This is a genomic window from Segetibacter sp. (assembly GCF_025963695.1).
Taxonomy (GTDB): Bacteria; Bacteroidota; Bacteroidia; order Chitinophagales; family Chitinophagaceae; genus Segetibacter.
In genome coordinates this window covers 55,024-75,204 of sequence record NZ_JAOQAH010000085.1, presented here as the reverse complement: position 1 = coordinate 75,204, position 20,181 = coordinate 55,024, and the positions used below count along the sequence as shown (strand labels likewise).

General features: G+C 39.3%; 18 protein-coding genes. 13 read left to right on the top strand and 5 right to left on the bottom strand.

The genetic code is table 11. The annotated features are described in order from the left end of the window. The first annotated feature begins 32 nt into the window (after nucleotides 1-32). From JWR87_RS14830 to JWR87_RS14820, 3 genes are all read left to right on the top strand, one after another. Nucleotides 33-605: a hypothetical protein gene (locus tag JWR87_RS14830; RefSeq protein ID WP_297821458.1), complete on the top strand. Its 573-nt coding sequence runs from the start codon at nucleotides 33-35 to the stop codon at nucleotides 603-605. Between the two features lie 639 nt (nucleotides 606-1,244). Next, on the top strand, nucleotides 1,245-2,495 hold the full coding sequence (locus tag JWR87_RS14825; protein ID WP_297821456.1) for a zinc-dependent alcohol dehydrogenase: 1,251 nt from the start codon (nucleotides 1,245-1,247) through the stop codon (nucleotides 2,493-2,495). Between the two features lie 13 nt (nucleotides 2,496-2,508). After that, nucleotides 2,509-3,075 (top strand): hypothetical protein, encoded by a 567-nt coding sequence (locus JWR87_RS14820; RefSeq protein WP_297821454.1) that lies wholly within the window; start codon nucleotides 2,509-2,511, stop codon nucleotides 3,073-3,075. Between the two features lie 270 nt (nucleotides 3,076-3,345). Here the strand turns inward: JWR87_RS14820 and JWR87_RS14815 are convergent, their stop codons facing one another. Continuing rightward, complete coding sequence (locus tag JWR87_RS14815) at nucleotides 3,346-3,723, bottom strand: nuclear transport factor 2 family protein (RefSeq protein WP_297821452.1); 378 nt, start codon at nucleotides 3,721-3,723, stop codon at nucleotides 3,346-3,348. 163 nt (nucleotides 3,724-3,886) lie between these two features. Between JWR87_RS14815 and JWR87_RS14810 the strand changes: the two genes are divergently transcribed. The 5 genes from JWR87_RS14810 to JWR87_RS14790 all read left to right on the top strand — a co-directional run bounded on the left by JWR87_RS14810 (nucleotide 3,887) and on the right by JWR87_RS14790 (nucleotide 9,631). Beyond that, nucleotides 3,887-4,774, top strand: a complete 888-nt coding sequence (locus JWR87_RS14810) for a dienelactone hydrolase family protein (protein ID WP_297821450.1) — start codon at nucleotides 3,887-3,889, stop codon at nucleotides 4,772-4,774. 544 nt (nucleotides 4,775-5,318) lie between these two features. Continuing rightward, a complete protein-coding gene (locus JWR87_RS14805) occupies nucleotides 5,319-5,648 on the top strand; it encodes a hypothetical protein (protein ID WP_297821448.1) in 330 nt (109 codons plus the stop codon). 540 nt (nucleotides 5,649-6,188) lie between these two features. After that, nucleotides 6,189-7,973, top strand: a complete 1,785-nt coding sequence (locus JWR87_RS14800; RefSeq protein ID WP_297821446.1) for a chloride channel protein — start codon at nucleotides 6,189-6,191, stop codon at nucleotides 7,971-7,973. A gap of 264 nt (nucleotides 7,974-8,237) precedes the next feature. Then, the gene (locus JWR87_RS14795; RefSeq protein WP_297821444.1) at nucleotides 8,238-8,690 is read left to right on the top strand and encodes an NfeD family protein; all 453 of its coding nucleotides are present in this window, start codon (nucleotides 8,238-8,240) and stop codon (nucleotides 8,688-8,690) included. Beyond that, a complete protein-coding gene (locus tag JWR87_RS14790) occupies nucleotides 8,687-9,631 on the top strand; it encodes a stomatin-like protein (protein ID WP_297821442.1) in 945 nt (314 codons plus the stop codon). Before JWR87_RS14795 ends, JWR87_RS14790 begins: the two co-directional genes overlap by 4 nt. Nucleotides 9,632-10,011: 380 nt before the next feature. On the opposite strand, the gene JWR87_RS14785 is transcribed toward JWR87_RS14790, so the two are convergent. From JWR87_RS14785 to JWR87_RS14775, 3 genes are all read right to left on the bottom strand, one after another. Then, nucleotides 10,012-11,580 carry an alpha-amylase family glycosyl hydrolase gene (locus JWR87_RS14785; RefSeq protein WP_297821440.1) on the bottom strand — a complete coding sequence of 523 codons (1,569 nt, stop codon included), beginning with the start codon at nucleotides 11,578-11,580 and terminating at the stop codon, nucleotides 10,012-10,014. Nucleotides 11,581-11,827: 247 nt separating this feature from the next. Continuing rightward, the gene (hxpB, locus tag JWR87_RS14780) at nucleotides 11,828-12,484 is read right to left on the bottom strand and encodes a hexitol phosphatase HxpB (protein ID WP_297821438.1); all 657 of its coding nucleotides are present in this window, start codon (nucleotides 12,482-12,484) and stop codon (nucleotides 11,828-11,830) included. Between the two features lie 152 nt (nucleotides 12,485-12,636). Beyond that, nucleotides 12,637-13,359: an SIMPL domain-containing protein gene (locus JWR87_RS14775; RefSeq protein WP_297821436.1), complete on the bottom strand. Its 723-nt coding sequence runs from the start codon at nucleotides 13,357-13,359 to the stop codon at nucleotides 12,637-12,639. A 130-nt stretch (nucleotides 13,360-13,489) separates the two neighbouring features. Here JWR87_RS14775 and JWR87_RS14770 point away from each other — a divergent pair, with 130 nt between their 5' ends. Further along, complete coding sequence (locus JWR87_RS14770) at nucleotides 13,490-14,260, top strand: lysophospholipid acyltransferase family protein (protein ID WP_297821434.1); 771 nt, start codon at nucleotides 13,490-13,492, stop codon at nucleotides 14,258-14,260. Nucleotides 14,261-14,397: 137 nt separating this feature from the next. Continuing rightward, a complete protein-coding gene (locus JWR87_RS14765; protein WP_297821432.1) occupies nucleotides 14,398-16,272 on the top strand; it encodes a glycosyltransferase family 2 protein in 1,875 nt (624 codons plus the stop codon). Between the two features lie 59 nt (nucleotides 16,273-16,331). On the opposite strand, the gene JWR87_RS14760 is transcribed toward JWR87_RS14765, so the two are convergent. Further along, entirely contained in the window at nucleotides 16,332-16,628 is a 297-nt protein-coding gene (locus tag JWR87_RS14760) for an HNH endonuclease signature motif containing protein (RefSeq protein WP_297821430.1), read from the bottom strand. Nucleotides 16,629-16,803: 175 nt separating this feature from the next. Between JWR87_RS14760 and JWR87_RS14755 the strand changes: the two genes are divergently transcribed. Genes JWR87_RS14755 through JWR87_RS14745 form a run of 3 tightly spaced genes read left to right on the top strand, consistent with a single transcriptional unit; the run spans nucleotide 16,804 to nucleotide 19,934 of the window. Further along, nucleotides 16,804-17,433, top strand: a complete 630-nt coding sequence (locus tag JWR87_RS14755; protein ID WP_297821428.1) for a TetR/AcrR family transcriptional regulator — start codon at nucleotides 16,804-16,806, stop codon at nucleotides 17,431-17,433. After that, on the top strand, nucleotides 17,423-18,787 hold the full coding sequence (locus tag JWR87_RS14750) for a TolC family protein (RefSeq protein ID WP_297821426.1): 1,365 nt from the start codon (nucleotides 17,423-17,425) through the stop codon (nucleotides 18,785-18,787). Before JWR87_RS14755 ends, JWR87_RS14750 begins: the two co-directional genes overlap by 11 nt. 22 nt (nucleotides 18,788-18,809) lie before the next feature. Next, nucleotides 18,810-19,934: an HlyD family secretion protein gene (locus tag JWR87_RS14745; RefSeq protein WP_297821424.1), complete on the top strand. Its 1,125-nt coding sequence runs from the start codon at nucleotides 18,810-18,812 to the stop codon at nucleotides 19,932-19,934. The last annotated feature ends 247 nt before the right edge of the window (nucleotides 19,935-20,181 follow it).

Genomic DNA, 20,181 nt, shown 5'->3' with positions numbered 1-20,181 from the left:
TTTATGCATAAAAACTAAAATCGAATTTAATTATGCCTCATCAAAATATTGTAACCGGAGAATCTGAAGATGAAGTTTGGAAGATAATAGCAGATCAATTAAATAATAAAAAAGACGATCTTGATTATACGGCTCAATTCGATACTCAAAACTATTGCGTTACTCTTGATATAGATATTCATCCTGACCGCGGAGAGGATAACGATAAACCTGTTACTTCTTTTTCTGTTGACCTTCCTGACGAAACTGAATTTAGATTCAAGATACAAAAACAAGGATTGAAACACGAAATAGGAAAGCTTTTTGGAATGCAGGATGTAGTAATTGGCCATCGCGAATTTGATAAAAAATTTCTCATTCAAAGCAACGATGCAGATAAAGTGAAAGAGTTGCTTTCTGATACTGAAGTTTCTGAGGAATTATTAAAACATCCAATTGTTGATTTTAAAATAAGGGAACGTAAAATTGGGGCTAACAAAGAAATAGTGCTTGGTTTAGAGCTTGAAGGAGGAATAACAGAACCTAACACTTTAAAGAGTGTCTTTCAACCCTATAAAGCTGTACTCAATTACCTTGATAAGTTCATTATCAAATCCTCTACGTAATCTCCCCGAGGTAGAATAAAACATAAAAGCAGTGTATAAGTAACTTCTACCTGTATCCATCCTGATTGCCATTGTTTTTACGCGCTAAACAATGGCAATTAGCTTTTGGAATATCCCCTAGTATTCATCCTGCTTCTTTGCCGTTGCAAGTATCGTACTGCCGGCAGGCACCTAATCATTCATAACTCAGTCTTCCTCAAAAAAGTCTTCAACTTCATAGTATATCTTACGCAACTTGCCGTTGGAAGAAGTACCAGAAATTGCTATACTTCCCATTCCGTCTGCTACCAACTACCCGGTCGCCGGGTCAGGAATGACAAAACCAGGTCGAGGATTTTTTTCGATAAGTGAATAAGGCCTGAGTGGCTTATATACGAGAATACTCCTGGAAAATATTAAAGATATAACAGAAAGATGGCCCAGGAAATTCAAAAATAATACCTCCGTTTATTTTTAGAGTAAAAGGGGAAAACAATACACGGCAACTTTAAAAGTTCATCTTTTTTGCCTGGATCTCTTATAGAAAAATTTAAATATTTTTTTAAATTCTAATACAATGACCACATATACAAATAATTAGAACATTTTTTCCCTATCCAACCCTGATAAATATAGCCTTCTTTCCAGCGTGGCACTTTTTTGTTAAACGAGATTGACAGTACTGCTGACTCTATTACCTATGGTAAAGAACCAGGCAAAGTTGCAATCATTATAAAAAAAAGGAGGACGTCTATGTTAGCAATGAATTTTCGTGGACCATTTCGCATAAGGGCAGACCGCCACCGCCCAATGCCCGAAATCAAGCATCCGCAGGATGCGATTTTACGTGTAACACGCTCGTGTATTTGTGGCTCTGATCTACATCTGTATCACGGTCTTGTACCTGACACCCGTGTAGGTATGACATTCGGCCACGAGTTTACGGGTATTGTAGAAGAAATTGGGTCGGGCGTGGATAATCTTAAAGTTGGGGATCATGTAATGGTACCATTTAATATCGCGTGCGGCACATGCCCTTTTTGTCAACAAAAGTTATTTGGCAATTGCCACGAATCGAACCCCCAAGCTTCAGCTGTTGGCGGCATCTACGGCTATTCTCATACAGCAGGCGGGTACGATGGAGGACAGGCAGAATACGTAAGGGTTCCTTATGCCAATGTGGGTCCAACTATAATTCCCGATGGAATGGATCCCGACGATGCGGTATTGCTAACAGATGTTGTCCCTACTGGCTACCAGGCAGCAGAAATGGGAGGTATTCAAAAGGGTGATACGGTAGTGGTTTTTGGTGCAGGACCCGTTGGCATTATGGCTGCTAAATGTGCATGGCTGTTTGGTGCAGGTCGTGTAATTGTTATTGATCATATTGACTACCGCCTTGACTTTGTAAAAAACTATGCTCAGTGCGAAGCTTATAACTTTAAAGAACTGGGAGATGTTGTTTTGTTTATGAAAAAAACAACCGGCTGGTATGGTGCTGATGTTTGTATTGACGCTGTTGGTGCGGACGCCGCGGGAGATGCTTTCCAAAGCCTTGTTGGCCGAAAACTACCGTTGACAGGTGGTGCGGCAACAGCGCTTCATTGGGCAATCAACTCGGTTAAAAAAGGGGGTATTGTTTCAATAGTAGGGGTTTATGGTCCACTTGATTCTTTGGTGCCTATTGGTAATGTTGTTAATAAAGGGATCACCATAAGAGCAAACCAGGCGTCCGTAAAACGCCTGCTCCCAATCCTTATTGATCACGTCATGTCGGGACGACTAGACCCAAAGGCAATCATCTCTCATCGCCTTCCATTGGAGGAAGTAGCAGAAGGTTATCACCTCTTTTCGGCAAAGCGTGACAATTGCATTAAACCCGTTCTTATTCCACCACGTGCAACCGCATAAAACTTTAGTTATTATGGAAAATAAAAATAGGCCAGAACCAGATAAAACAATGGAAGCTGATTACGACAGAAATATAGCAAACAGCTCAAAAGACCATATACCAGGTTGGGGTATAGATTTTAACCCGGAAAACGACCCCACCTACCCAATGAAACATTGGAACGGGGCAGATCACCAACGATCTAATTATGAGAAGCCATCGCAACAACCAATCGATGTGGAGGTTTTACAATCTATTGAGCGCCCTGGCGTCTCCCGTGTGTTTGGTACATCTACCCCACCCACAGGCTTAAGTGGCGCAATAAGAAGGTGGGCATACAAATGGAATGAATCTACTTATTTACATTGGGTTCCCCTGGTCTTAGCAGATCGTATAAACGTGTTTGAAGGCTACATTGACGACTTTAAACACGGCATCGTACCCAATCCATTTGCAGAACGTGGATGGCAGGCAGAATGGAAATATAACAGAAAATCTTTTGTGCAAAATCTCGCCATTGGTGTTGCAATCGCCGGAGCGGCGGTTGTGATAATTAAGCAGCAGAATAAAAAGAAGAAGAAAAAAAGGTATGTAATGTAAGGGTTCCTGTTCTCAAGAATACCATGGGTAAATTTCCTGCTTCAATATAATTACGGCTGATATCACTAGCAGCCGTAGTTTTTATTTAAAAGCCAACACTGTTTTCATCCGCTTATGTCAATAACATAAAGATGACTATGACCGTTACACTCACGCCAAATTGCGGGTATTCTCCATCTATCAATTGATACAGTATTAATAAGACTGTTAGTACTAGCAGGAATATAAGCGTAACTACGCCAAATAGTTCCTGATCTTATCATTGCCGTTTTAACTAATGTCTGTCAGGTTAATAATCTGGTTACCTGAAAATTTAAAAACCGATCTTCCTTGTAACTTTAGTTCATCTCCTCTTTTTAGTCCGTTAGGAAAGTCTTTAGCTAAAATTGCATAATAATTTATCTCAACTTCAGTTTCATCAACACCATGTTTGAATGATTTTATAGTTTGTGTTCTTTCCAAAAAATAGCTTTTCACTTGATCTGCTTGTTCCATAAAAGCCTCCAGACCTTCAAGCAACATGTTTACCTCTCCACCTGATATGTTTTCGAACACCACATTTTCGTCAAAATCTCTTATCATTTTATTTATATCGAACTCATTATAGCCTTCTATATAATTCTTCACTATATCTTCTCTTCGTGTCATTTAATTGATTTTTCATTACAAAATTAAACGTGTAAAATCATATTTAAACTTGCCGCTCCACTCATTTCTTCAACAACCGAACTAAATAACGTAACCTAAAATGGGCAAATGTTATAAACCTATTCATATAGAATTGCTTATATTTAAAGTAAACCTTTACAATATGAATGAACTTAAAAAGGAAGACATTAAACAGGAAGTGTTTGATCTTTATGACGACTATGCGCACAACAGGGTCAACAGGCGCGATTTCATGCAAAAACTATCAACGTTTGCGGTGGGAAGTTTAACAGTGCCGGCCCTCATGAGCTTTCTAATGCCCGATTACAAAGGCGCCATTCAAATTACCGCAGATGATCCTCGTTTAAAATCAGATTACGTCAACTACCCTTCTCCAAAAGGCGGCGGAACTATCAAAGCGTTGTTGTCACTGCCTGCCGATACAAAGAAAAAACTTGGAGGTATTATAGTGGTTCATGAAAACAGGGGGCTCAATCCACACATTGAAGATGTTGCACGAAGAGCAGCCCTTGCAGGATTTATTTCAATTGCTCCTGATGCATTAACTCCACTCGGCGGCTATCCCGGCACCGACGATGCCGGCAGGGAGATGCAAAGCAAACGTAATCAAAACGAAATGTTGGAAGACTTTATAGCGGCATATGATTATTTAAAAAATCATAAGGATTGTAATGGTAAAATTGGTGTTGTAGGTTTTTGCTTCGGTGGCTCAATTGCAAATAAAATGGCGGTGCGCATCCCTGATCTTGCAGCGTCCGTCCCGTTCTACGGAGGCCAGCCTGCAATAGAAGATGTCGCTAAAATAAAGGCGCCTCTACTCTTGCATTATGCAGCCCTCGATACCCGGGTAAATGAGGGCTGGCCTGCATATGAAGCAGCCTTAAAAGAGAATAAAAAAGAATATACAGCTTTCATCTATCCTAATGTAAACCACGGCTTCCATAACGATACCACCCCTCGTTATGACAAACCTACTGCACAACTAGCATGGGATCGCACCATTGATTTCTTCAAGGACAGATTGAAATAATGGTGGCTTTTTTATCTGGAGTTAAATCGGGCTCAACAAGCATTTCTTATACAACTGCGCAGAAAAACAAAAAATAGCCGGCGCAATACTACGGTTGTTCAAGCTATCAAGATCAGGCGGCAGGGTCTTAATCTCTGCCGTTTATTTGCTAAAAGTTGCCTTACCTTACTTGCTCGCAACGGGCATTTCAAAGAAGCCGTCTCCCCTGCTGATTGCAGACCAACTTACTTCTTTAAACCTTTAACAACATTTAATGTTTAAATAATTATTTTACCAGCTTTTGTGCTGTTATCATCATCGTTGTGTCACTCACTTATACATTTTGATTCTTCATTCCTCATTCTTATTTACGTCTTCATAAATTTCCCATGTAGCAGTTTTAAGCATAGCAATTACAAGTACAAAAACTTACACTCTCTAAAATTTAGCATTAACTACTTTTGTCGCTTTGCCAGGTACGCCAGCTAATATTGATTTTATTGTACAAAAGACATACTTTTAGTTCATTGCATACGTATATAGACAGAACTTTTAAAACGCAAGAATGCAGAGCTTAGTAAAACAAAAACCTACATTTAATTGGTCGGAAAGAATGAGAGAAGGTGAAGATCTTTTTACAGTAACAAGGATTGCTAAAAGTGACAAAATATTAGACACCTATTTATTTAATCTATCAAAAGCTAAAGAAACCTCTGAAATTTGGAAAGCAATAGAAACTGCAACAAAGGCGTTCGACAAATTGAATATGGACGACGACGGGTTTATTGATCTTACTGAAAGAGAAGAACTGGCAGGCTTTATTAAGTATGCGGCAGAAACTTACGGACTAAAATACGAAGGGGATGTCACCGAAGAGTATCGGTTGGAATGGTAGATTAACCTACATTAAACCTTATTTTTTTTAAATGCAGCCCTCCTTGTTAATACCATTCCTATAGGCCGTTTTGCGTTACTGCGGTCAATCAAAAAAATAAACTTTCCTACACCACAATACCTAGCAGAATTCTAATCCCATTCTAATCTCATATAATCCCCATTTAAACACGGGCAATGTTGTCGTACCGAAAAAGCTATTAGGTTAAAAGTACAAAAGCTATTATTCCGCGTATTGTACCTACAAGACTTGTGTTTTATGTATGTATATAAAGCGCGGCGGCGCTATAATCATTGTGCAAGTTCGTGCACAATTGTTGATGGTTATTCACGAATTACTTCAAAAAACTTTCAGGTTACACCTATAACAAGCTGGCTAAAAGAAACAACCTAATGCACCATTTCTTACTTTTTATAATTTTTACCAGGCTACTGTCTATTTTGAACGCTCAGATTTCACCTGATTTAAATACCATAGGCTGTAATTGCTGATCTTTGCAATTATTGTTATCGTATTCCTAGGTAATTATAGAACGTTACAATGAAGATTTTAAGACACGTCTACCAACTTTTAGCAGAACAAATCAGGAGTAAGTTAAACAAAGTACAGTTTGTTATTTATGTGGCAATACTTACAGGTTTAATCTCAGGGCTAATAGCCGTATTACTAAAAAAGATTGTACACTACCTACAGAGGTGGATTGAAGAAATACCTGCTCCACCAACCTACCTTATTTTTCCCGCAATAGGTTTATTACTCACCGCCTACTTAACCAATCGTTTTTTTAATGGAGCTTTCGATAGAGGTATCGGTATGGTGCTCAAAGCAATTGCACAAAAATCTTCATTTATCCCCCTTAGCCATACATACCTTCATTTAATTACAAGTTCTATAACTGTAGGCCTGGGTGGTTCTGTAGGTTTAGAAAGTCCTATTGTTGCTACAGGTTCAGCTATCGGCTCTAACATAGGCCGCATAAATGTGCTGTCTTATCGCGACAGGTCTTTAATGATTGCCTGCGGCGCTGCAGCTGGCATTGCAGCTGTATTCAACGCTCCAATTGCGGGGGTAATATTCGCTATTGAAGTGTTAATGATAGAAACAGGTGTCAGTTATTTTATACCGCTTATTATCTCCGCTGTCATTGGTGCCTTATGTTCTAAAATCATTTTAGACGAAACCGTACTCTTTAATTTTGTCCTCACGCAAAAGTTCAACTACCACTTCATTCCTTTCTATATGGTTCTTGGGGTACTATGCGGACTTGCTGCAGTTTATTATGCCAGAAGTTTTAAAAGTTGTGAAAAAAGAATACATCAATGGAAGATCAACAGCTATGTAAAAGCTGCCATGGGAGGTTTAATGTTGCTCATCTTATGCTACACCCTTCCACCCTTATTTGGCGAGGGTTACGAAAGTATAAAACAGGTAGCAACAGGTGAGATTGCACAAACAACACGTCGGTCATACATTTTTCGTTATGCAGGTGAAACTTGGACTCTCATAATCTATGCAATAAGCGTTGTTTTATTAAAACCCATAGCTGCTGCCATTACAATTGGTTCAGGTGGTAATGGCGGCAACTTTGCTCCATCCCTATTTGTAGGTTCATTTTTAGGCTTCTCCTTTTCACGCCTGGTAAATACAACAAACCTGGTACAAATACCTGAAGGTAATTTTAGCCTTGCAGCCATGGCAGGTGTATTAGGCGGAGTAATGTATTGTCCGTTAACAGCTATATTTCTAATAGCAGAGATTACAAATGGCTACGAACTTTTTATTCCGCTGATGATTGTTTCTTCCATTGCCTATACCATTGCAAAACACTTCGAACCATACTCAATGGAAACAAAGCAGCTTGCAGCAAAGGGAGAAATCTTTACACATAAAAAAGAGCAAAACATTCTAAGTACAATCTTACTCCGAGAAATGATTGACGATACTTACATGAATATCTCAATCAATCACACTGCCGGCGACATGCTTAAAATTCTACACCAAAGTCCTAAAACCGTTTTTGCTATTCACGACGATGAAGGATTATTTGCGGGAATAATGGAGCTGAACGATATAAAGAAATTAGTGCTTCGGGAAGATATACAGGTAGACGCTTCAATTGCATCAATTGTAAAACATCCACCAGAAATTATCTACTACAAGGATACAATGACCGAGGTAATGAAGAAGTTCGACAATACCCACAACTGGCATTTACCAGTTCTTAATGCAGAAAACAAATTTCTCGGTTTCATCTCAAAATCAAAGTTGTTCGATCGCTATAGACAGTCTCTTTCCGAGAACAGCGATTTATATGCGGATGTATAAAAGGAGTTGTTTACCAGGGGCAAATCTTTAGTCAACATCGTTGTGTCACTCACCTGTACTTCTGAATTTGAAATTCATCGTATTAATTCCTTTGCCCAAAAAGCACCCTGCAGCCTTCAAAGCTCCTTTTGTGGCTTTTTTTATTGCAACAGCAAAAGCCCTTATAATCTTATTAGCTGGCAAATGTTCCTGTTAAATAACTTTCATCAGGTTAATAGTTTTATATTTAGTTTCTATATTAAATAACCATAAACTAAATTATAAATGGAAAGTTTTTATAATCCCCCGGTTATTTGGATGATGGCAGGCTTTATATTTTTTTTACTTGAGTTTGCTATGCCAGGTTTGATCCTTTTCTTTTTTGCAGTTGGTGCCTGGACAGTCGCACTTCTCTCTTTGTTTTTCGATATGTCCATCAATACACAACTAATTATATTTTTAGCAGGGTCTGTACTTACTATTTTATTATTTAGAAACTGGGTAAAGAAAATGATATGGGTAAAGAAAAATCCGACCGAGCTTGAAGATGAATTTATTGGCAAGCGTGGTACAGCTGAAACTATAATTGCACCCGGCAACGATGGCAAGGTTAACTTTAAAGGTACCAGTTGGAATGCTAGATCAGCAGACATTATTGAAGCAGGAGAAAATGTAATTATCACAGGAAATGAAAGCATTTTATTAATTGTAAAATCAACCAAAAATTTATCTTTATGAGCTCCACTATTATTTTAGTTGTATTAATTCTGTTTTTGTTAGTTGCATTTCTTTCTACGTTTAAAGTAGTTCCGCAACGTTCTGCTTATATAGTGGAAAGGCTTGGGAAATACAGCCGCACCCTGGAAGCAGGCTTCCATATTCTTATTCCATTTATTGACAAGATCGCTTACAAGCAAAACCAAAAGGAGCAAGCAATTGATGTGGCGCCGCAGATCTGTATTACGAAAGACAATATAGCCGTCGAAGTAGACGGGGTTTTATACCTGCAGGTAATTGATCCCCAAAAAGCTTCTTACGGCATCGACAATTATAAATTCGCAGTCATACAAATCTCACAGACCACCATGCGAAGCGTTATTGGAAAAATGGAACTGGATAAAACATTTGAAGAGAGAGAAACGGTGAACGGAAGTATTGTTGAAGCAGTGGATAAAGCAAGCGACCCGTGGGGTATAAAAGTGTCACGTTATGAAGTAAAGAATATTTCTCCCCCTCAAAGCATTAAAGATGCAATGGAAAAGCAAATGCGTGCCGAGCGTGAGAAAAGAGCCTTGATCGCCGAATCGGAAGGTGATAAACAAGCTAAAATAAACAGGGCTGAAGGTGATAAACAGGAAGCCATTGCCCGTTCTGAAGGCGAAAAGCAACGGCGAATGAATGAAGCAGCGGGTACTGCTGCGGAAATAGAAATGGTAGCCATTGCTACGGCAAAGGGTATCAGGGAAATTGCCTTATCAATAAATGAGGAAGGAGGAATGAACGCAGTAAACCTTCGGATTGCAGAACAATACCTTACAGAATTTGGCAAACTGGCAAAAGTCAATAATTCTATGATCGTGCCTGCAGATCTTTCTGATATCGCTGGAATAATATCCAGCATTACTTCTGTTTTAAATAAAACACAGACAGAGACAGCACTGCTTAAGAGGCCTGTCTAATATTAATTTTTGAGGTATACAAACTGAAAGTTCGACTTACATTGCACGACTTGCGATCCCCTTTAATGCTCTTAAAAAACCGCTGTATCAATACTAAAGACAACGATGTATGAGCACGGTGTTTTTATAATATAAGCAACACTATTCTTGTCCGGAGTTTTACGAAAACCGGGATTACCTTCATCACCCCATCTTTACGACCAAATACGACCAATATTTTGTGGGTTCACAAAAGCCCTTGTTAGATACTATCGAGAAGGAACAGAAAGTGGAAAATTTAATAAACCATTTTCCTGTTCCCGATATATCAAAAAATTCACTTCCATCTTTCATTGCTATATTAGCTATGTATTCGCCTCTTTTAGCCTCATCTTTAAGTTCTATTTCTTTAGAACCACGGTGCTATATGCCGCCATTTTCAGCGTATTGTTTTTCACATTCGCATCTTTGTTCTTAAATGCTACTTTACTGTATTCTGTAAGGTTCCCAGGTAAAGTCACCGTAATTTCAGATGTAGAAAGATTATGTAGAACTAATACAGACTCATCACTTGTAGATCGTATAAAAGCACAGACTTCTTTATTGTCAAAGCTAACTGGTTCTAATTCCCCATAAGTTAAAGCTCTGCTGGTATTGCGCAGCTGAATAAAAGTTTTATAATGATTATAGATTGAGTTTTTGGCTTTCATTTGCTGTGCAGCCGGAACAACAGATGAGTCGGAACTATATCTTGGCGTAACCCACCTGGCACGTGACTTGTCTTTCGCTTTTTCGTCCCAAATGAAGGGCTCCCTAATATGCTCGTCAGGCTTCATCCCCTGCATACCAATCTCTTCTCCGTAATACAAATAAGGTGAGCCCGGAAGAGTGAGTAAAAGTGAAGCGGCCATCTTAGCTTTATCCAAATTATTACTAACTGCACTCATGATTCGGTTTTGATCATGATTGGTAAGGAAGGTGGCATCAACATACCCGGGGTTGATTGATTTATAAAAATCTCTGATCTTTTTATGGTTAATAGTCAGCGAATCTGCCCGGCCTGTATTTACGGCTTTGGTAATAGCGCCGCCCATGTCAAAATTGAATAAGGCAGGTAATCCCTGCATATATGGTCCAACTATTTCAGCAGGCGCCCATACCTCGCCAACCAGGTAAACGTCCTTATTTACCTTCTGCATCTCATTGCGAAAATAAACCCACCACCTGTGATTGTCTTTTGGCCTGTCGTCAGGAAAAATATGACGTGCAGCATCTAGACGGAACCCATCAACCTTAATATCGTTAAGCCAGAATTTGCCTATTCTAAAAATTTCTTCCCTGAGTTTAGGATTATCGAAGTTCAAATCGGGCATATTGCCTCCGAAGTATGAATAATACATGTAATCACTGCCTTCCACTTTATTCCATCGATTCCTATTACCAGAATCACCGGCTATTATCCTTCCCGGAACGGTGGTTTGAGGATCGTCTTTATGGGTCCATACATAGTAATCCCAGTAAGGGCTGTTTGGATTTGTCCTGGCGTCTTTGAACCATGCATTTTGACTGCCAGAATGGTTAATCACCATGTCCATTACTACCTTTATATTTCTTTTATGTGCTTCTTCTATGAATTTTTTGAAATCATCTATCGTTCCATAGTCAGGATGTATACCGTAGTAATCCGACACATCATATTTATGATAAGAAGGTGAAGGACTCATAGGCATCAGCCATATTCCCTCCACTCCAAGGTCTTTCAAATAATCAAGTTTAGAAGTCATTCCTTTAATGTCGCCTTTCCCATCCCCGTCTGAATCGGCGAATGCCAGAACAAAAATTTCATAGGTGATACCCCTGGGCCATGCGCTTACATTGACACCTGCTTTTTGACCGTATGAAGTTTCGGTATTGGCTGTAAGGAAGAATGAGGCCAAAAGCAATACATGTAAAAAAGAATGTTTCTTCATGGTGTTTTTTATTGTCTCTGTATTAAAAATGTGCTTATCGCTATCGTTTTTTGAATGCACTATAAAAGGCTCGTTTTTCAACTATAGGCAACTCCGGACAAGATGTTGTTTGGTTGAGTAAGAAGTTAAATAATTATTTACAGTACGTGAAACACTAGTTGTGTCACTCCCATCAACTGTTTGTTCTTTAGTACCATCTTACAGCATTTGCAAAACTTGTTGCCGTAATGGCTACTTGCCGTTGCAGTTAAAGCAAGTTTATATGTAGCTCACTAAAATTTTTTAAAGAAGAAATCTTCAAATCAGCAATACTCCACTTCTCATCTTTTTGCTGGGTGTAAGTAGGAACAACAACACACTTCATTCTTGCGGCTTTTGCAGCAATCATTCCGTTGACGGAGTCTTCAAAACACATACATTCAAGTGGTGAAGATTGTAAAGCTTTAGCGCAATCCAGATACACCTGGGGATGGGGCTTACCGTATTCTAGCTTTTCAGCCGACGTTTTTACATGCAGATACTTTTCGATGCCTAGCATATTAATAATGGTATCTGCAACGCTCATAGGCGAAGATGTTGCCAGGCCAATTTTGTACCCTCTACTATGGAAGAAGTCCAAAATATATTCCATTCCGGGCATTGCTTTCCCTTCCAATCTTATTTTCTTTATTACAAGCGTCACAATTTTTTCAGCTACTTTCTCAAGTTCGGTTTCATCAAACTTATAGTCACGCAACCACCACGATACAAATTCGCTTGTCCGCAACCCCGTAGTCGTTGCAAAGTCTGCCGGAGTCAACCTTTTTCCGTAAGCTTCAAAAACTTCTGTTGCCGCAAGTGTCCACAAAGGTTCACTGTCAATTAGCAAACCATCCATATCAAAAATCACTGTATTTAAATTCATCGGGTATTTTAAGGCGGCAAAGATAGTATTAGCATTTCTTACAATAATTGAAGCATTGGTTAAAAAGAAGGCAAAGGCGAACGGTGAAAGTCATAGATAAACAGTGAGACTTGCAAAACCTACTTGTAATATTTGATTTTTAAATACCGCCCCTATTTCAATGCAAAAGTTGCATTCACTTCAAATTGAAGCTTTATTTTTTTAAAGTCAATATTGGAAACCGGCGCGTCGCTACTGGTTGCCATCGCTTCCGCTTTCATCATTCTATTAGCATAAACTGGCTGAGGATAGGAAACCACTTCATTCGGCTCGTTTATAGTAACGGCCTCTCCAGCCTTTTCATTTATGGCTTCAGCGAGATATATTGCTTTGTCCCGTGCAGCTTTTACTGCCTGTACTTTGAGCTGCCTTTTGAACTCTTGTAACTTGCTGTGACTTACTCTTGAGATAAAAAAATTTTGGGTGGCTTCATCGTCCAGTTTCTGTACAAGTTCATCCAACTTTTTTGTCGTAGCTAATTTTACCTCATAGGTAATGCTTGCTTTTAAATCGGGGTTCTTTTTTTTGTTCTTTTTATAAATCCATAAGTTACCATCCCAACCCTGGTAGCCCTGAACGCTTATGTCGCTTTGATTTAAACCAATGCTTATTGCCGCTTTTAAAAAATCATTCTTTATTGCATCTATATCTATTTTGGCCCCACCTTTTTTATCATACTCCCGCAAATCAACCTGTACGTAAATCTCGTCGGGCACCACTTCCATTTCAGCTATTCCCGATACATTGATCGTTCTCTGCTTTACTGGTTCCTGGCTTATTGCATCAATACTTATCAAACTAAACATTGCCAGCACACAACCAAATATTCTGTTCATAATTTTATTTTTTTTAAAGAGTAATTATATCAACGATTACACAAAATAAAAATTATATCACTCTGGTCTTAACATTGCATTTACATTCCTTATTTTGCACTCGCTCTAATTGCTGGGTTAAATAACTATAATGAGTTCAGTTGTTGATAAATTTAAAAATATAAGGCTGTTTCGGTCAGTATTGTATGCTATGGTAGGCGTTGTGTCGTATCCAATGCTGGCAATGATAAATAAGCTGAAAATTGAAGGAACAGAACATATTGAAAACCTTCCTAAGGGAAATGTTCTTTTTGTAAGTAATCATCAAACTTATTTTGCAGATGTGATTACTTTCCTCCATATTTTTTGTGCAGTAAAATGGAGAAGACAAAACAAACTAGGTTTCCCGGTTTATTTATTAAATCCTTTTACAAACGTGTATTATGTAGCTGCTGAAGAAACAATGAAAGGAAGCTGGATTAGTCGCTTTTTCGCACTCGGCGGCGCTCTCACTGTGAAGCGTACCTGGAAGGCGGAGGGCAAAGAAGTACGGCGCGGCCTTGACCCTTCTGATACGAGAAAAATACAAAGAGCATTAGCTGATAGTTGGGTAATTACTTTTCCGCAGGGTACCACAAAACCTTTTGCACCGGCAAGAAAAGGCACTGCTTATATAATTAAAAACCACAGACCTATTGTTGTTCCGGTTGTCATCAATGGCTTCTGGAGAGCATTTAATAAAAAAGGACTTGCTTTTAAAAAGAAAGGATCACTGTTATCAGTGAGGTTCAAAGAACCTTTGGTAATTGATTACGACAAACCGGTCGAAGCAATTCTTGAACAAGTAATGGATGCAATCGAACAAAGCAAAAGGTTTATGCTACAGGGAAAGCATCATGCAATTACTGCAAAAGATACGTAATCAACCTACTTAATACTTGTCTCCCCGATGCACTTGACTCAAATGCACAAGTGAGTGACACAACAAAAGATCCACAAAGAACAAAAGCGGGCAACAAAAAATTACAACAAAAGAAGAATTAAGCAAATTGTATGGATATGAAGAATCCTGTTGTTTCTGTAATAATGCCGACATACAAGCACGAACCTTTTATACGTCGTGCTATTGCTTCTTTACTTGACCAGACTTTTGACAATTGGGAATTGATAATTATAGACGACAGTTCTCCTGATAATACGGAAGAAATTATCCAACCGTTTTTAACGGACCCAAGAATTCGATACTACAGAAACAGGCACAACAAGGGTTTGGGCGCCTGTTTGAATTTAGGACTTTCCATAGCCTTTGGCTCTTATATAACTTATCTTCCTTCGGATGATGTTATTTACCGGGCTCACTTTCAATCTTTATATGATACATTGAGGCAAAATGAAAATGCAATTTTAGCATATTCGTCTGTTCGTCACCATTACAACCGCCGTGCTGAAGGCCCTGTAAACAACGAATGGTTGCAACTGGTGCAGGTAATGCATAAAAAGACAGACGCGAGATGGACCGAAAGAAAAGAATTGGAGAGCGACGACCTGAACCGTTTGTTTTGGAGCAAATTGCAAGGGGACCGGGTGGCCACTGACCGAGTGAGCTGCGAGTGGGTTGACCATCCAAACCAGCGTTATAAAGTGATGCAGGAACCGGTTGGTGGTATCAACACGTTTAGGTCTTATTATAATATTAGTGAGCCTTTGATTTATCATACAACCAAAGGCAACTTTATGAACGAGGTAGAACGATATGCTTCTTACCGGGAAAGAGTATCTACGCCGTTAAAAGAAAATGCCTTGAAAATTCTGCTGGTGGGTGAACTCGCTTACAATGCAGAACGAGTACTGGCACTTGAAGAACAAGGACACAAGTTGTATGGTTTGTGGATGGAGCAACCTTATTGGTATAATTACGTTGGCCCCCTACCCTTTGGCCATGTGGAAGATATATCTGCAGAAAACTGGGAGGATGAAATAAAAAGGATTCAGCCAGACATTATCTACGCGTTACTCAATTGGCAGGCTGTTCCAATTTGCCATAAGGTGTTAAAAGCAAATACAGGAATTCCGTTTGTATGGCACTTTAAAGAGGGCCCTTTTATCTGTATGGAAAAAGGCACCTGGAATGAATTGATAGAATTATACAATAAATCGGATGGACGGATATATACAAGTGAAGAAATGAAATGCTGGCTGGATGAATTTACCATTAAAGAAAAACATTCATTAGACTATGTGCTGGATGGAGATTTGCCAAAAAAAGATTGGTTTGATCAGCCACAGTCGCCATTATTGTCAGAAGGCACTCCGGAGGAGTTTCACACAGTTGTTCCGGGAAGGCCCATTGGATTACATCCGCATACGGTAGTAGAATTGGCCCAACAAAAAATTCACTTGCATTTTTACGGCGATTTTACCCATGGGCAATGGAAACAGTGGATTGAGAAAACACACCTGATGGCCCCCGGGTTTCTTCATATTCATCCAAACGTTGACCAGGAGAAGTGGGTGACAGAATTTTCGAAATATGACGCAGGATGGCTTCATTTTTTTAGAAGCGAAAATGGCGGCGAAATCAAACGTTCCAATTGGGATGACTTAAACATACCTGCACGAATGGCCACATTGGCACTTGCGGGTGTACCTATGTTGCAAAGAGACAATGGAGAACACATTGTGGCCACACAGTCTTTAGTGAAAAAACTGGAAGTGGGACTACTGTTTAACGATATGGAGGAACTGGGCAGGTTGATGAGGAACAAAGAGCTGATGTCTGGTTTAAGGAAGAATACCTGGAGCCAAAGGCACTTGTTTATGTTTGATTATCATGTAGAGGAGTTGGTGAAATTTTTTAGGCAAGTAATTAAAAACTGCACGAACGCCCAAACACAAGCAAACCAGGCAGAACCCTTGTTTCGGGGTCTCCCTTAAAACGCTGATCCAGATAAAAATGGTTATGCTAAACCACCACCTTTGTAAAACAAAAGCTTTTATTTTCCCCTTCTACTCCTGGTTTTAACAGACTTATCGTAAAACTCCGGTTCTTTTTTACGAACCCAATTAATAAAGCTGGCTATTTCTACCTGCTGCTGTAAAAGCTCAATTGTGTTATACTCCCGCTTCAGTTCATTCTCAGTGAAAACAGCGTGAATTTTATCGTGACAAACTTTGTGTAGCAAAATAGTAGGCGTGTTTTTCCCTCCTTTGCTTACCGGTATCAAGTGATGTTTATTAGCAGGCTCCGCTAATGGGCGACCACACAAAAGACAAATATTATCGGTTTCCACAATACCGCTAAAGCAATTGGCATACCTCCCAACTTTTCCACAAAGGAAAAAACATCTTACATGCCCTCGGTGACAAAATTTGGCTATTCGTTATAAAAATTTCAAATGCAAAGTTAAACAAACGTTTGTTTTAAGTCAAACGTTTGTTTAATTTTGTGTCCTGAATCTTAAAAACATGAACTACAGCGAAAAGCAAACACAAATCTTAACTACCGCCGAACTCCTTTTCTCTTTGAATGGATTCGACGGCACTTCAGTTAGAGATATTGCAGATGAAGCAGGAGTAAATGTGGCTATGATCTCCTACTACTTTGGTTCAAAAGAAAAATTAATGGAGGCATTGTTTAGCCGCAGGTCTGATGATATAAACATGCAAATCGAAAGCTTGTTGCAAAATGAGGAAATAGGGCCTATGCAAAAAATGGAAGATTTGGTGGACTCTTATATTGAAAGAGTTATGCAAAAGCAGCAGTTTTTTAAAATCATGATGTGTGAACAGGTAATCAACAAAAACCCTGTTATTGTAAAACTTATAGGTGACTTAAAGAAGAAAAATGTTGAGTCCATTAACAAGCTTATAAAAGATGGGCAGCAAAAAAAGGTCTTTAGAAAAAATGTTGACGTTCTATTATTAATGAATACACTCATAGGTTGTATCACACAAATGTTGCTTACCCTGGATTATTATAAAGAGTTTAATGAGTTGCAAAATATACCCGACGACCAGTTCTTCGAACAAATGAAACAAAAACTAAGCGTTCACATAAAATTCCTATTTAAAGCACTATTGAGTTATGAAGCATAAATTCTTATCAGCTTTTATACTACTGCTGACGGTAATGTTAGCAAAGCCGAATCAATTATCGGCACAACGAAGTAGAACTATTACGTTAAAAGAAGCCATTGATTTAGCCATCAAAAACAGCAAACAACTAAAAGAAAGCAAAGCAAAGATTGAAGAGGCTACTGCAGCTTTGAGAGAAGCTGTGGAACGCAAACTACCTGAAGCAGGAGTATCAGGATCTTATCTGCGGTTAAACAGTCCTAATGTAAATGTTAAAGCAAAGCTGGGCAGTAATTCGGGTGGTACAGGTACTACCGGAACAACGCAGCAAAGTTCCGGACAACCGTCGTCGGCTATGTATGGAATGCTACATGCCTCCTTACCTATTTATTCAGGATTGAGAATACGATACGGCATAGAATCATCGAAATACCTGGAAGAAGCTGCAAAGCTTGATGCAGACAACGATCGTGAAGCAGTTGTGCTAAACACTATTAATGCGTTTGACAACCTTTACAAATCGAGAGCTGCAGTTGACCTGGTAAATGAAAGCTTACAAGGAGCCCGACAAAGAGTAAAGGATTTTTCGAACCTCGAAAAAAATGGTATTCTTCCCCGCAACGATTTATTGAAGTCACAATTGCAACAATCAAATACCGAGTTATCATTATTAGATGCTGAGAACAATTGGCGACTCGCCAACATAAATATGAACCTGATGTTAGGTTTACCAGATACTACAGTGCTGACAGTAAATGAAACAGACCTGCAGCTATCTGACGCGCAATTAAAACCTGTTGAAGATTATGTACAGCTGAGTATACAAAACCGAAAAGACATTGCGGCATTAGGTTTACGTAAAAAAGCTGCAAGCACCGGTGTAAAAGCTGCAAAAGGAGGAAGTCTTCCTTCACTTGCACTAACCGGCGGATATGTTGCTGCCGACATTCCGAATGTGCTTACAGTTACAAATGCCATAAATATAGGCGTAGGCGTACAATATAGCTTGTCGTCTTTATGGAAGAATTCGCAGGTTGAGCAGGCGAAAGCCAGGGAAAAACAGTTGGAAGCAAGTGAAGAAATGCTGACCGATAACATCCGTTTGGAAGTGAACCAGGCTTATCAAAACTATCTTTCATGGAGGAAGAAAATGGAAGTATACCAAACCGCCACAACGCAAGCTGAAGAAAATTACAGGATCGTAAGAAACAAGTTTCAAAATCAGCTGGCAACCACCACAGATTTGCTTGATGCTGATATTGCACAGTTGCAGGCGAGGTTAAATGCTGCATTTGCAAAAGCCGATGCTTCTGTAGCGTACAACAAACTTTTACAGACAGCGGGCTTATTACTTAATCAGACAGAAATAAAATAAAAAACCAACATAAAGTACTTTTATGGACACGCAGGGAAACGTAAAAAAGGAAACAGCGACTACTACCAGTATCGAAAAGCCGAAACGCAGCAAAGTATTTCCAATCATTTTATTAATACTGATAGTTGCCGGCGGATGGTTTGGAACCTCTAAATATATTCATAACCAGCACCACGAAGAAACCGATGATGCACAGGTAGAGGCTAACATAAGCCCTGTTATTCCCAGGGTTTCGGGATATGTTGACGAGGTCAGGGTTAAAGACAACCAAAGAGTTCGCAAAGGAGATACGCTTTTGATCTTAGATCAAAGAGATTTAAGACTTAAAATTGAACAAGCTGAGGCAGCGTTTGCAACCGCCCAAAGTAACCTGGGTGTAGCAAGAACTTCCTCCTCCGCCGCTCAGTCTAATATAGCGCCTGTGCAGGCATCTATAGGTACAATTGACGCCCAAATTGAAGCAGCAAGAATAAACCTTACCAGGGCAACGCAAGATTTTGATCGTTATGCCAATCTGATTAAAGACCACTCTATTACCCAGCAACAATACGAGCAGGCGTTAGCAGCAAAACAAACTGCTGAAAAACAAATTGAAATTTTACAGGAACAAAGAAAAGAGGCAGCATCTCAATCAAGCGCCATTTCGTCTCAAAGTGGAGCAACCGCTTCGCAAATAAAGGTTGCCAGCTCAGTTATTAAACAACGGCAGGTTGATGTGGATGAGGCAAAACTGAACCTTTCTTATTCAGTGATTACTGCACCCGCAGATGGATTGGTTTCGAAAGTAAATGTGCAGCCCGGTCAATTTTTACAGGCAGGACAGTCTTTGTTTAGCATAGTGCTTAGTGACGACTTGTGGGTTGTTGCAAACTTTAAGGAAACACAGTTTGACAAAATGAGAATTGGTCAAAAAGTGGTTGTGCATGTAGATGCTTTCCCCGGTCATAATTTTGAAGCAAAACTTTCTTCATTCTCACCTGCAACCGGTGCCCGCTTTGCTTTATTGCCTCCGGATAATGCCTCAGGAAACTTTATAAAAGTTGTTCAAAGACTTCCGGTAAGAATTGAGTTTGCGCGACCTGATGATTCCCTGATCAAACAATTAAGACCGGGAATGAACGTAGATGTGGATGTGCATTTGGATTAATAATCCGGTTAGTTAATCAATGGTTATTAGACCTAAAAAGTAAGAAAGTTGTTTTAAGCTGGAATTCGTGGAGGATGATTTTGTGACGGGCACGAAATCATCCCTCAGCCCCGGTTGTGTCACTCACTTGTACTATTGTAAAAAGCTGAACTTTTGTTTGCCGGGCAATGCGGCACTTTCACTTTTGCAGAAAGACGAAAAAATGTTGAAGGGTGCGACGCAACAAAAGTTTAATAGTAGCAACTAG

Bases quoted from the DNA above. Each gene is read 5' to 3' on its own strand.
- JWR87_RS14830 (WP_297821458.1), top strand. From the start codon at position 33: ATGCCTCATCAAAATATTGTAACCGGAGAATCTGAAGATGAAGTTTGG.
- JWR87_RS14820 (WP_297821454.1), top strand. From the start codon at position 2,509: ATGGAAAATAAAAATAGGCCAGAACCAGATAAAACAATGGAAGCTGAT.
- JWR87_RS14815 (WP_297821452.1), bottom strand. From the start codon at position 3,723: ATGACACGAAGAGAAGATATAGTGAAGAATTATATAGAAGGCTATAAT.
- JWR87_RS14810 (WP_297821450.1), top strand. From the start codon at position 3,887: ATGAATGAACTTAAAAAGGAAGACATTAAACAGGAAGTGTTTGATCTT.
- JWR87_RS14805 (WP_297821448.1), top strand. From the start codon at position 5,319: ATGCAGAGCTTAGTAAAACAAAAACCTACATTTAATTGGTCGGAAAGA.
- JWR87_RS14800 (WP_297821446.1), top strand. From the start codon at position 6,189: ATGAAGATTTTAAGACACGTCTACCAACTTTTAGCAGAACAAATCAGG.
- JWR87_RS14795 (WP_297821444.1), top strand. From the start codon at position 8,238: ATGGAAAGTTTTTATAATCCCCCGGTTATTTGGATGATGGCAGGCTTT.
- JWR87_RS14790 (WP_297821442.1), top strand. From the start codon at position 8,687: ATGAGCTCCACTATTATTTTAGTTGTATTAATTCTGTTTTTGTTAGTT.
- JWR87_RS14785 (WP_297821440.1), bottom strand. From the start codon at position 11,580: ATGAAGAAACATTCTTTTTTACATGTATTGCTTTTGGCCTCATTCTTC.
- hxpB (WP_297821438.1), bottom strand. From the start codon at position 12,484: ATGAATTTAAATACAGTGATTTTTGATATGGATGGTTTGCTAATTGAC.
- JWR87_RS14775 (WP_297821436.1), bottom strand. From the start codon at position 13,359: ATGAACAGAATATTTGGTTGTGTGCTGGCAATGTTTAGTTTGATAAGT.
- JWR87_RS14770 (WP_297821434.1), top strand. From the start codon at position 13,490: ATGAGTTCAGTTGTTGATAAATTTAAAAATATAAGGCTGTTTCGGTCA.
- JWR87_RS14765 (WP_297821432.1), top strand. From the start codon at position 14,398: ATGAAGAATCCTGTTGTTTCTGTAATAATGCCGACATACAAGCACGAA.
- JWR87_RS14755 (WP_297821428.1), top strand. From the start codon at position 16,804: ATGAACTACAGCGAAAAGCAAACACAAATCTTAACTACCGCCGAACTC.
- JWR87_RS14750 (WP_297821426.1), top strand. From the start codon at position 17,423: ATGAAGCATAAATTCTTATCAGCTTTTATACTACTGCTGACGGTAATG.
- JWR87_RS14745 (WP_297821424.1), top strand. From the start codon at position 18,810: ATGGACACGCAGGGAAACGTAAAAAAGGAAACAGCGACTACTACCAGT.